Annotated in this window: 10 protein-coding genes, 1 rRNA gene and 1 pseudogene; 5 read left to right on the top strand and 7 right to left on the bottom strand. The window is 64.7% G+C overall.

Annotated features, from left to right (window positions below; translation table 11 throughout):
• The first annotated feature begins 24 nt into the window (after positions 1 to 24).
• Positions 25 to 1,617, top strand: coding sequence for a cellulose biosynthesis protein BcsG (gene bcsG, locus SB764_RS02865; RefSeq protein ID WP_065064860.1), 1,593 nt, complete (start codon positions 25 to 27; stop codon positions 1,615 to 1,617).
• Positions 1,618 to 1,863: a BcsR/BcsP family cellulose biosynthesis protein gene (gene bcsR, locus SB764_RS02870; protein ID WP_074983347.1), complete on the top strand. Its 246-nt coding sequence runs from the start codon at positions 1,618 to 1,620 to the stop codon at positions 1,861 to 1,863.
• A gap of 39 nt (positions 1,864 to 1,902) precedes the next feature.
• Here the strand turns inward: bcsR and SB764_RS02875 are convergent, their stop codons facing one another.
• From SB764_RS02875 to SB764_RS02885, 3 genes and pseudogenes are all read right to left on the bottom strand, one after another.
• The gene (locus tag SB764_RS02875) at positions 1,903 to 2,781 is read right to left on the bottom strand and encodes an SAM-dependent methyltransferase (protein ID WP_410862582.1); all 879 of its coding nucleotides are present in this window, start codon (positions 2,779 to 2,781) and stop codon (positions 1,903 to 1,905) included.
• Between the two features lie 33 nt (positions 2,782 to 2,814).
• Positions 2,815 to 3,066, bottom strand: coding sequence for a hypothetical protein (locus SB764_RS02880; RefSeq protein ID WP_065064866.1), 252 nt, complete (start codon positions 3,064 to 3,066; stop codon positions 2,815 to 2,817).
• Positions 3,067 to 3,226: 160 nt separating this feature from the next.
• A pseudogene (locus SB764_RS02885) lies at positions 3,227 to 4,153 on the bottom strand (hypothetical protein); the annotation flags it as partial.
• Between the two features lie 81 nt (positions 4,154 to 4,234).
• Here SB764_RS02885 and SB764_RS02890 point away from each other — a divergent pair.
• The 3 genes from SB764_RS02890 to rpoD all read left to right on the top strand — a co-directional run bounded on the left by SB764_RS02890 (position 4,235) and on the right by rpoD (position 7,844).
• Entirely contained in the window at positions 4,235 to 4,570 is a 336-nt protein-coding gene (locus tag SB764_RS02890; protein ID WP_110327175.1) for a helix-turn-helix domain-containing protein, read from the top strand.
• Between the two features lie 294 nt (positions 4,571 to 4,864).
• Complete coding sequence (locus tag SB764_RS02895; protein WP_321942488.1) at positions 4,865 to 5,293, top strand: GFA family protein; 429 nt, start codon at positions 4,865 to 4,867, stop codon at positions 5,291 to 5,293.
• 571 nt (positions 5,294 to 5,864) lie between these two features.
• Positions 5,865 to 7,844 carry an RNA polymerase sigma factor RpoD gene (gene rpoD, locus SB764_RS02900; RefSeq protein ID WP_065064872.1) on the top strand — a complete coding sequence of 660 codons (1,980 nt, stop codon included), beginning with the start codon at positions 5,865 to 5,867 and terminating at the stop codon, positions 7,842 to 7,844.
• Positions 7,845 to 7,970: 126 nt separating this feature from the next.
• Here rpoD and SB764_RS02905 read toward each other — a convergent pair whose 3' ends face one another.
• From SB764_RS02905 to rrf, 4 genes are all read right to left on the bottom strand, one after another.
• Positions 7,971 to 8,636, bottom strand: a complete 666-nt coding sequence (locus tag SB764_RS02905; RefSeq protein WP_065064875.1) for a DUF799 domain-containing protein — start codon at positions 8,634 to 8,636, stop codon at positions 7,971 to 7,973.
• Positions 8,637 to 8,650: 14 nt separating this feature from the next.
• Positions 8,651 to 9,016, bottom strand: coding sequence for a DUF4810 domain-containing protein (locus tag SB764_RS02910; protein WP_065064877.1), 366 nt, complete (start codon positions 9,014 to 9,016; stop codon positions 8,651 to 8,653).
• A 47-nt stretch (positions 9,017 to 9,063) separates the two neighbouring features.
• Positions 9,064 to 9,741: a CsgG/HfaB family protein gene (locus SB764_RS02915; RefSeq protein WP_065064879.1), complete on the bottom strand. Its 678-nt coding sequence runs from the start codon at positions 9,739 to 9,741 to the stop codon at positions 9,064 to 9,066.
• A 624-nt stretch (positions 9,742 to 10,365) separates the two neighbouring features.
• Positions 10,366 to 10,479: ribosomal RNA gene (gene rrf / locus SB764_RS02920) — 5S ribosomal RNA — on the bottom strand.
• Between the last annotated feature and the right edge of the window lie 205 nt (positions 10,480 to 10,684).

The following is a 10,684-nucleotide window of genomic DNA, read 5'->3' on the forward strand; positions in this document are numbered from 1 at the left end:
CGCAACGCGGGAACGCGACACACCATGGGCCTCTGGAATCTCTACTTCGCCGCCAAGCTGTACCTGTACGCACTGGGCACATTCAGCCCGCTGTGGCTGCTGAACATCGTGTTCGCTGCCGCGCTGCTGGTGCCGCTGCATGTGCGCTGGCTGCGCATCACGCGCAACGTGCTCGCGGTGCTCGCGGGCATCGCGCTGTTCTATCACGAGTCGGGCTGGCCGCCGATCAGCCGCGCGATCTCGCAGATCCCCGTGCTGCTGACCTTCACGCCGTCGTACATGCTCGAACTGCTCGGGCGTCTCGTCTCGCTCAAGATGATCGTGAGCACGGTGCTGGCCATCCTGCTCTACTTCCTGATCAACCGCTGGATTCGCGTGACGACGCTGGTGCTGATCGCGCTCGTCGTGGTGCCGATATGGCACGGCGCGGGCACGCTGGTCGCGAACGCCAGCAGCGCGTTCGCGCAAAGCGCTTCGGGCGACAACGCCGATGGCGACAGCCGCAACGCCAACGAGCCGCGCAACGAGCAGGCCGGCACCTACGATCAGCAGCTCGCGGCGTTCCGCGCGAACGAAGCGGGCCGCCACGTGAATTTCACGCCGCTCACGCAGGACGCCAACGCGCAGTTCGACATCATCGTCGTGCATATCTGCTCGCTCTCGTGGGACGACATGGACGTCGTGAAGGCGCGCAACAACCCGCTGTTCTCGCGCTTCGACTACATCTTCCAGAACTTCAGCTCGGGCGCGAGCTATAGCGGCCCGGCCGCGATCCGCGTGCTGCGCGCGACCTGCGGACAGGAAGCGCACAAGGCGCTCTACGATCCGGCGCCGGCCGAATGCCATCTGTTCGCGCAGCTTGCGCAGGCCGGCTACACGCCGCAGGCGCTGCTCAACCACAACGGCCGTTTCGACGACTTCCGCGGCACCGTGCTCAAGGAAATCGGCGTGCCGGGCGTGACGATTCCGTCGAACGACGGCCTGCCCGTGTTCATGAAGGAGTTCGACAACTCGCCGCTGGTCGACGACTACGACGTGCTCGCGCGCTGGTACAAGCAGCGGCTCGCGGCGGGCGGCGGGCCGGTCGCGCTCTACTACAACACGGTGTCGATGCACGACGGCAACCGCCTGCCCAACAGCAAGCTCACGAGCCTGGAGTCGTATCCGATCCGTCTGCAAACCCTGCTCGGCGACGTCGACAAGCTGATCGACCTCGTCGCGCAATCGGGCCGCAAGGCCGTGATCGTGTTCGTGCCCGAGCACGGCGCGGCGCTGCGCGGCGAAGAGAACCAGATCGCGGGCATGCGTGAAATTCCGACGCCGCGCATCGTGCACGTGCCGGTGGGCGTGAAGATCGTCGGCTTGCCCGCGGGCACGGAGCACGCGGGCGGCCCGGTCACGATCGATACGCCGACCAGCTATCTCGCGCTCGCGCAACTGCTCGCGAATCTGGTGGCCAAGAGCCCGTTCGCGCCGGGCGCGGAACCGCTCGCGCAATACGCGAACGGTCTGCCGCAAACGCGCATGGTGGGCGAGAACGAAGGCACCGTGTCGATGACGACGCCGAATGGCTATGTGATCCACACGCCGGACGGCGTCTGGGTGGAGGGCAAGTAAATGTCGCTGAAACTCTGGCTGAACGGGCAGCGCGCGCGCCGCAATCCGCTGCTGCCGAGCGATATCGACGCGCTCGCGCGGCTCGTCGACGGCGTGGACGCCGATCGCTACTACGACGTGCAGGCGCAGGACGCCTGGCAGGACGCGGCGGCGCGCTGGCCGCTCGTCGCGGCCGTGCTCGAGCTGGAGTCCGCGCCGTTGGCGGCATCTTTGGCCGCATCTTCGCCGGACGCTACGCCGACGTAAGACGGCGGCTACGGTGTGCAGCCGGACGCACCGCGTGAGCTACACGCGCTCGGCGAGCACCACGCGCTCCATCGGCATGCAGCCCAGCAGGCGGCCGGTGGGCGCGATATAACGGCGTGCCAGTGCGTCGGGCTCCGGCTGCGCGATCACGCGCCAGCCGTAACCGGCGAGCAAGGCGCGCATCGCCTCGGGATCGATGCCGAATCGCCAGATCGCCCTCGGCGCGACGAATCGCCGGTACACACCCTCCTGCCCCGGCGGCACTTTTCCTTCCAGAAAATCGCGGCTCACGTATGTGAACGCCAGGCGGCTGCCCGCCGCGGCGCGGCCGAGCATCTCGAACGTCGCGTGCACGCTCGCGCCGTCGAGATATTGCGTGACGCCTTCCCAGACGAAAAACGTGCGGCGGCTGCGCGTATAGCCCTGCGCAGCCAATACCGCGTCGAGCGCGAGATGCTCGAAATCGACGGCCACGAGCGTGACGTTCGCGGGCAGCTTGCCGAAGCGCCGCAACAGGCGCTGACGTTTGGCGTCGATATTCGCCGGCTGATCGAGCTCCCAGGCGGGCACGCCCGTGCCGCGCAGCAGGCGGAACGCGCGCGTGTCGAAACCCGCGCCGAGGTTCACGAACGCTTCCATTTGCGGTGACGCGTCGGTGAGCGCTTCCGTCAGCGCGTCGTCGATAAAGCGCTTGCGGCACAGCATGCTGCCCCACAGCCCCGGATAACGACGCTCGGCCAGCGCGACGAGCCGAAGCGCGGTGCGCGTGCCCATCAGCGCAATGAGCCAGCGTGCGGGTGTCGGCAGCAGCGCGGCCGCCAGATCGTCGACGACGATGCGGCGCTCGGCCGGCAAGCGCTGCTCGACGGCCACGAGCGCCATCGGACCGATGCCGGTCTGCGCGGCTTCGCGGGTCATCGTTGCTTCACGGCTGATGGGCGTCGAGCGCGATCAGGCGTCCAACGATGCGGGCGCGCGCCGCCGCCCCTGCACGCGCGTGACGGAATCGAACAGCGCCTCGGCGCGTGCGAGTTCGTCGAGCGCGAAGTCCAGACGCGACTGCGCCGCGCCGTGCGAGCGCGCGGGATCGAGGTCGCCGAACGCGGCCTGCTGCGCGGCGCGGAACGCCTGGTCGACGTTGCGGCTCGCCTCAAGAAAGCGTCGGGCGGCTTCGGCCTCGCGCGAATGGGTGGGTATCGCCATGGAAGAGTTCCATTGTTGATTGCGCCGGATCGGCGCCAAACAGCAGATCGCCCTGCGCGACGTCGTGCAGCAGGTCGCCTTGCGCGGGGCCGCGCGAGACCGTGCGCGTGCGCACGCCGCGCAGCAGGTCGTTGCGGGCGGCGCGCGGCGGCCGGGCGGGCGCGCAGTCGGCGGGCAGCAGATCGAAGAGATCGCGCGCGAACAGCTCGCGCGTGACGCCGCGCGGGTTCGGCTGCGCGGCTTCCATACGGCAGCGCGACGTTTCCGCGCCGAGCGTGAATTCAGCTTCGCGCAGCGCGCCGGCTTCGCGCGCCTTCGCGCCGAGATCGAACAGATCGCTCGTCACGCCGCGCGCGGGCTGCGCGGGCGCGCTGCGCAGACGGCGCGTGAGCTCGACCCAGGCGTCGAAGTCGGCGTTGCGCGCGGCGTCGTGCAGCGCGGCCATGTCGCGCGCCTTCACGCGCGTGGGCTGCGCGAGACGCACGAAATACGGCGCTTCCAGTTCCACACCGAATGCGACGGCGTAGGTTTTGGCGGCTTTTCCATCGCCCGCGCCCGCGTTGTTCGCCGCCTTCGCGCCGGAGCGCTCCGCGCGGTCCACGACCACCGTGCCCTGCGACGGCGACGGCGCCTTGCCCGTGCTCACGCTGCGCAGACGCTCGGGCTGCACGCGCAGGCTGCTGCCGAGCGTGAGCTCGGTCGGCGACGCGCACACCAGCGCGTAGTGATGATCGCGCGGCTTGCCGGACGGAAAACGCAGACGGCTCGTGACAAACACATGCGGCGGCAGCGGACGCACCTGCCCGCTCGCATCGACCCAGGCATTCCAGACCAGCGCGCCCTCGCGGCGCAGCTCTGTCATGCGCGGACGGCTGGCCGCCGCCGAAAACAGCGCGAGCAGCGAACCGGTGCGCAACGCCGCAACCTGCGCGCTGTTGCCGAGCGGCTGATTGATGCCCCACAGGAACCGGCCGCCGCCCAGCCTGCGCTCCCACTCCTTGCGCAGGACGATCGTCGGGAGATCTTCTCCCGTCTCCGATCCGATCCTGGACCAGCAAAACGTGGGGGGTAGGTGATTGAGCGCCATCGACATCCTCGGAAATACAGACAGCCCGCCAGTTTCGGCGAGCAATTCAATAAGCGTTACTGTATAGGTATAATGCATGACATGGAAGCCCCAGACACTCATTTTCCCGTGCAGGAACTGCTGCGCCGGCTGACGGCAGATAGCCGCTCATCCAGCGAGATAGCAAGGCTTTCCGGCGTCAGCCAGCCTACCGTTTCGCGGCTTCGCGCTTCGAACGGGCGCAGGCTGCGCCGTAGCGCGTCATTCAATAAGCTATGCAGTTTCTATGGTGTGAAGGCGGCCGCGCGTCAGGCGGGCGCCTATAACGATCTGCTGCGCAACGCTATCGTCGAGGCGTGGGACGGCTCGGAAGAGCACGGCCGCGCCCTGCTGGTCGTGATCAACGGCTTGAAGGAACTGCGGGATCGGCCCGGATGAGCGCGTCGAGCGCTTGAGGTAACCGGATTTGGGAGACGTCACCTGTCGATGGTCCCCTTCGGCGCCAAAATCTGACGGAAAGTACGTTTTTTTCGCGGTCAACAGGGCTTCGGAGGCCTTGTGGCGTCTGGGATGCGCGTCGCAGGGCGTATTTCGGCGCGAAAAGCCCCATAAGCGGTAACCTTTGGGCCACAGCACGTTACCGGGAAACGCGAAACACACGCCTCGCGCGCCGGCTTGCGCTGTTCCGTAACGTTTCGCCGGGTTTGCTCGCCCGACCTGCCAAAGGGTGCCATGAACAAGATCGCCCCCTCCAAGCCCCACGCCTCGCTGCGCGGGCAGTGCCTGTGCGGCGCGGTGCGCTACCGCGTGAACGACGCATTCGGCTACGCCTTCAACTGCCACTGCTCGCAGTGCCGACGCGCGACCGGCGCGGCGTTCAAGCCGTTTGCGGGCATCGAGCGCGCGCAGCTGCGTCTGGAAGCCGATCAGGCCGACGTGCTCGTCTACGGCGATCCACAGGCCGCGCACGACATCCGCTGCCGCCAGTGCGGCTCGCTGCTCTATTCAGTGGTGCGCGAAGGCGCATTTGTGCACGTGACGATGGGCACGCTCGTCGACGCGCCCACGATCCGGCCGCAAGGTCACCTGTTTGTCGGCTCGAAGGCACCGTGGCACGACATCACCGATACGCTGCCGCAGTACGACACCTTTCCGCCGTAACCGGCGGGCGCAACACGCGTAAAGACGGGCATCAGCGCCCGTCAACGGTTATGAGCACAGCACGTTCTATATAGTGTGGGTTGCTAGCGCCGCGACCGGTTTAACGGGGAACGATTGCGGCGGCTGGCGATTGTGATACGACGTGCAACTATCCGTTTCGCTCATCGATAGAAAAACGGAGAACCGGGAACCCGGATACTTGTCTAATTCACACGCGCAGAGAAACGTCAAACAGGAAAATCCAACGTAGAAAAGCGATGCGGCAACGAAGTCTCCCACGCGGCTTTCATCCATTTCGAATGCGCTTCGACCCCGAAAGGGCGGCGCGGACTATGGCGCGGTGCGCCAACACCACGTTCGGGTTGCTTCGCATGGCGTAACGCACTACCATACGCGATCTTTCTGCATTGCACGAAAATCCAGGACGCCACGCCGTCGTGTGTTGGCGCTCGCTCGGCGGGACCTCGCGCCCCCGCCCATTCCCCTGCAATTTCGTCATCGCCAGGACGCCACGCCGCTGGCGCGTGACCCTTTTTGCCCTCGTGGGGCAATTCCTTTCGAGGAGAATGTATTGACAAGCCATGACCGGGAAGACGCGCCCACGTCTACCCGCACCGCCCGCCGCGGTTCCAAGGACAAGACCGGCGATGCGACTCCGTTGGACGGCGCCTCGCAACTCGAAAAGCGCCAGCATCAGATGCGCGCGCTGATCAAGCTCGGTCGCGAGCGCGGCTATCTGACGCACGCAGACATCAACGACCACCTGCCCGACAACTTCGCGCAGACGGCCGCGCTGGAAACCATCGTCGCGACGTTTAACGACATGGGCGTGCAGGTCTACGAGCAGGCGCCCGACGCCGACACGCTGCTGCTGAACGAAGATTCGCGCGCCGACCGCCAGGCCGACGACGAAGCCGACGAAGAAGTCGAAGTCGCGCTCTCGACGGTCGACTCGGAATTCGGCCGCACGACCGACCCCGTGCGCATGTACATGCGCGAAATGGGTTCGAGCGAGCTGCTCACGCGTGCCGGCGAAATCGAAGTCGCCAAGCGCATCGAAGACGGCCTCCAGGAAATGATCCAGGCGATCGCGGCTTGCCCGTCGATCGTCGCGACCATTCTGGCGGACGCCGATCGCGTCGCGGCCGACGAAATGCGCATCGACGAGCTCGTCGACGGCATCGGCAGCGACGAAGCCGCTGCGGAACCGGCGCCCGCCGCCGAAGCCGACTCGAGCGACGACGTCGAAGCCCAGGCCGGCGACGACGACGACTCGGACGACTCGGACAGCGAAGAAGACGCGGAAGCCGACAACGCCAAGGCGAACGAAGCCCTGCTCGCGCAGCTCAAGGCGGACAGCCTGGCGATCTTCGCGCGCGTGCGCACGCTGTTCGACGCCATGACCTGCACCGGCGACGCCAATGCACGCGCGACGGCCGCCGAAATGCAGATCTGCGCCGACATCCAGAGCGAACTCGCACCGATCCGCTTCACGGCCCGCACGATCGACCGCCTGTGCACGCTGCTGCACGAGCAGGTCGCGGCGATCCGCGCAATCGAGCGCAACGTGCTGGCGATCGTCGTCGACCGCTGCGGCATGCCGCGTGAGACGTTCATCGAACAGTTCCCGGGCAAGGAAACCGACCTCGAATGGGGCGTGCGCGCAGCCGCCGCCTCGACGAAGTACGGTCCCGCGCTCGAGCGCAGCCTGCCGGCCGTTCAGGCCGAACAGCGCAAGCTCGCCGAAATCGAAGCCGCAGCCTCGCTGTCGCTGCAGCAGATCAAGGCGATCAACCGTCGCATGACGGCCGCCGAAGCGAAGATGCGCCAGGCGAAGGGCGAGATGGTCAAGGCCAACCTGCGTCTCGTGATCTCGATCGCGAAGAAGTACGTGAACCGTGGCATGCAGTTCCTCGACCTGATCCAGGAAGGCAACATCGGCCTGATGAAGGCGGTGGACAAGTTCGAATATCGCCGCGGCTGGAAGTTCTCGACGTACGCCACGTGGTGGGTGCGCCAGGCCGTGACGCGTGCGCTCGCCGACCAGGCGCGTACGATCCGCGTGCCGGTGCACATGATCGAAACGATCAACAAGCTGAACCGCATCTCGCGCGAGATCCTGCAGCAGACCGGCATGGAAGCGCATCCGGCCGACCTCGCCGCACGCATGGGCATGACCGAAGAGAAGGTGCGCGGCATCCTCAAGATCGCCAAGCAGCCGGTTTCGCTCGAAAGCCCGGTGGGCGACGATGGCGACGCCACGCTCGGCGACATGATCGAGGACGCAGGTTCGGCATCGCCGGCCGACGCCGCGATCCATGCGAACATGCGCGCTGCGATCGACGAGGCGCTCAAGGCGCTCTCGCCGCGCGAAGCAAAGGTGCTGCGCATGCGCTACGGCATCGACACGACCTCGGACCACACGCTCGAGGAAGTGGGCAAGCAGTTCGACGTCACGCGCGAGCGTATCCGCCAGATCGAAAGCAAGGCGATGCGCAAGCTGATGCACCCGAGCCGCGCCGACAAGCTGCGTCCGTTCCTGGAGCGCTAAGCGCTTTTCCGCCGCGCGGCAGTTGAGCGCGCCGGAATGAAAAAGGCCCGTCACTTCGGTGACGGGCCTTTTTATTTGCGGCTGCGTTATTGCCGCTTTATAGCCGCGTGATTGCAGCGTACGGCTTCAGTCCGTGCCAAACTTCGGCGAATGCGGACCGTACAGCAGGCCCGTCGGCGGACCCGCGTGCAGCAGACGATAGCTCGTCACGCCCGCGATATCGTGGCTCTTGTCGGTCAGCGAATTCGCGACCTGCTTGATGGCCGCCATCACCAGCATGCCGATCAGACCGCCGCCGCTGTTGTTGTTGCCTTCGTTGCTGTTCGCGCTCGCGCTGCCTTGCCAGAGCACGTCGCCGCTCTTCAGATCGACGAGTTTCGCCGATGCCGTGACGACCGTCGCGCTGTCGAGTACGCGATACTTCGTGCCGTATTGCGTGATCGTCGCGTACACGGCCGCGTCCGCGCCGAAAATCTCGCGCAGCTTCTCGGGCGAGGTCTTCTGGATGTCGGCCGGCGTCGTGAGCCCGTTCTGCTTGAACGTCTCCTCCATGACCGCGACCGGGATCACGTAGTAACCGGCTTCGGCGAGCGGAAACGTCATCTGCGAGAGCATGCTGTCCGACGCGGTCACGTCAGTCGTCGAGTTATCGGGCGGCAGCACGAGAATCGTGCGCGGACGCGCGTTCTTGAACGCCGTGTAATCCACGTGTTTGACGGGCTGCGCGCAGGCGGACAGCAGGGCGAGCACGGAGACCGCGAGCCAGAGCTTGAGGGAAAGGATTCGGGACATGTCGGTGCGCTCGCTTATTGTTGCTTCGGTTTCTTCATCAGGAAGTCCATGTAGGTCGTCGACTCGGGAAAGAGATTTTTCTCGGCGTCGAATTCCTGCATAGCCTGGGTGTCGTTGCCGACGTTCGCGTACAGCAAGCCCAGTTGGGCGTGGAAGCCCGGCGGCGTCTTGTTGCCCTTCGCGCGGATTTCCTGCAGCGACTTCTCGAGCGCGTCGATCTGTTCCTGCGGCGACTTCTGACCTTTCAGGTAGTCGTAGACGCCCGGCTGATAGCCGGTCCACTGATAGAGCGGCGGCGTGGCGGGCGCGCAGCCCGCGAGCAGCAGCGTCGCTGCCGTGACAGGCAGACACAATCCCCGAAGCGTGCCGATGTATTTCATGGTTAAACCCCGTATGCGTAGTTGTTTTGATCGGTGGATGCGGATGCTCAGTGCGCGGTGCGCAGCGCGCCCGCGTCGACCTGATCGGCCAGGTGATTGACCGCTTCCTGGATCGCCAGCTCGAGCACCTTGCCGTTGAGCGTCGAGTCGTAGCTCGCGGTGCCGCCGAAGCCGATGATTTCGCGATTCGACAGGCTGTATTCACCCGCGCCTTGCGACGAGGCGACCACTTCCGACGTCGTGGTATCAACGACGTTGATGCTCACCTTCGCGTAGGCGATCTGGTTCTTGCCGCTGCCGAGAATGCCGAACAGCTGGTGGTCGCCGACTTCCTTGCGGCCGAATTCGGTGACGTCGCCCGTGATGACGTAGTTGGCGCCCTTGATCGTCTGGACTTGCTTCGCGAAGCCGGCTTCCTGACGAATCTCGTCGAGATTGTCGCGATCGAGCACGTTGAAACGGCCGCTTTGCTGCAGCGACGTGATCAGAATGGTCTTCGCCTGGCCGCCGAGACGGTCGATGCCATCGGAGAAGATGCCGCGCATATAGGCCGAGCGGTTATCGAATTTGCCGACAGCAATCTTCACCGGCTGGCCGACGGGCGGACGCTGCGCGCTCGCAACGGGAGGAACCGGCAAGGTACGCGACGACTCCGTCGCGCAGCCGCTCAGCGCCGCGATCGCAGCAGCGGCGAGCACCGCGCCGCAGGTCAGGGACAACTTCATGGAGACTCCTTGGGTAATAGAAGGAACTGAAACGACGACGCGCGTGCACAGGACGGCACGCGCGAATAAAGCGACAGGAGATTGGAGTGCGGCTGCGAGATGCGGCGCTGGATGAGATGCTGTGCGGCTACGGCGCGTGTGAACGCGCCGTGTGTCGTTTCGCGGCGAAAATGAATGGCGCAGTACAGTTCTGCGCGCGTGGTCATTCCATCGGCGTTGCATGTTTCGCGCTTCCTGCACGCGAACGCGTGCGCGGAAGCTCCCCGGATTCTTGTCGGTATAACGTGTTATTTTAAGTTCGTAGCAAAAAGCTACCCACGAGTATATATCGACGGAATTTTGCGAAACTTCAACAAATAAGCAATTTGATGCTATTTAAATATTTTAATTCACTGATTCTTAAAGCGATTTAATGTCGTCTTGAAATTGCCTTTAGAAGATAGCGCAATTGCGCACAGGGAGGGCTAAGAATGCAGATGTCGAAGGCAAAACGGCCGTCCCTTGGGACGGCCGTTTTTTTGTTCCTGCCTGAGCGTTCTGGCTACGTGTTTTTCCCACGCCCAAACGCCAGAACCCCGGCTCTCCTTCTGGAGAAGCCGGGGTTCTGGACGTACTGCATAAGAAGCCTGACGATTACCTACTTTCACACGGGCAATCCGCACTATCATCGGCGTAGAGTCGTTTCACGGTCCTGTTCGGGATGGGAAGGGGTGGGACCGACTCGCTATGGTCATCAGGCATGACGGGTTGCTGCGTCGCCTTTCGGGGCGCCACAGCCAATCTGGAAGAAGCGTAAAGAGTGTGTACTGAATTCGGGTTGTGTTGTTTATATCGGCACAACACTGATCTCTCAACCGTGCGTCTCGCAAAGACACACCTGTTATAGGATCAAGCCTTACGGGCAATTAGTATCAGTTAGCTTAACGCATTACTGCGCTTCCAC

It is taken from the genome of Paraburkholderia sp. SIMBA_027, from assembly GCF_046535315.1.
Lineage (GTDB): Bacteria > Pseudomonadota > Gammaproteobacteria > Burkholderiales > Burkholderiaceae > Paraburkholderia > Paraburkholderia tropica.

Excerpts from the sequence above, each read along its gene's own strand:
- SB764_RS02905 (WP_065064875.1), bottom strand. The coding sequence starts at position 8,636 with ATGTCCCGAATCCTTTCCCTCAAGCTCTGGCTCGCGGTCTCCGTGCTC.
- bcsG (WP_065064860.1), top strand. The coding sequence starts at position 25 with ATGGGCCTCTGGAATCTCTACTTCGCCGCCAAGCTGTACCTGTACGCA.
- bcsR (WP_074983347.1), top strand. The coding sequence starts at position 1,618 with ATGTCGCTGAAACTCTGGCTGAACGGGCAGCGCGCGCGCCGCAATCCG.
- SB764_RS02880 (WP_065064866.1), bottom strand. The coding sequence starts at position 3,066 with ATGGCGATACCCACCCATTCGCGCGAGGCCGAAGCCGCCCGACGCTTT.
- SB764_RS02890 (WP_110327175.1), top strand. The coding sequence starts at position 4,235 with ATGGAAGCCCCAGACACTCATTTTCCCGTGCAGGAACTGCTGCGCCGG.
- SB764_RS02875 (WP_410862582.1), bottom strand. The coding sequence starts at position 2,781 with ATGACCCGCGAAGCCGCGCAGACCGGCATCGGTCCGATGGCGCTCGTG.
- SB764_RS02910 (WP_065064877.1), bottom strand. The coding sequence starts at position 9,016 with ATGAAATACATCGGCACGCTTCGGGGATTGTGTCTGCCTGTCACGGCA.
- SB764_RS02895 (WP_321942488.1), top strand. The coding sequence starts at position 4,865 with ATGAACAAGATCGCCCCCTCCAAGCCCCACGCCTCGCTGCGCGGGCAG.
- SB764_RS02915 (WP_065064879.1), bottom strand. The coding sequence starts at position 9,741 with ATGAAGTTGTCCCTGACCTGCGGCGCGGTGCTCGCCGCTGCTGCGATC.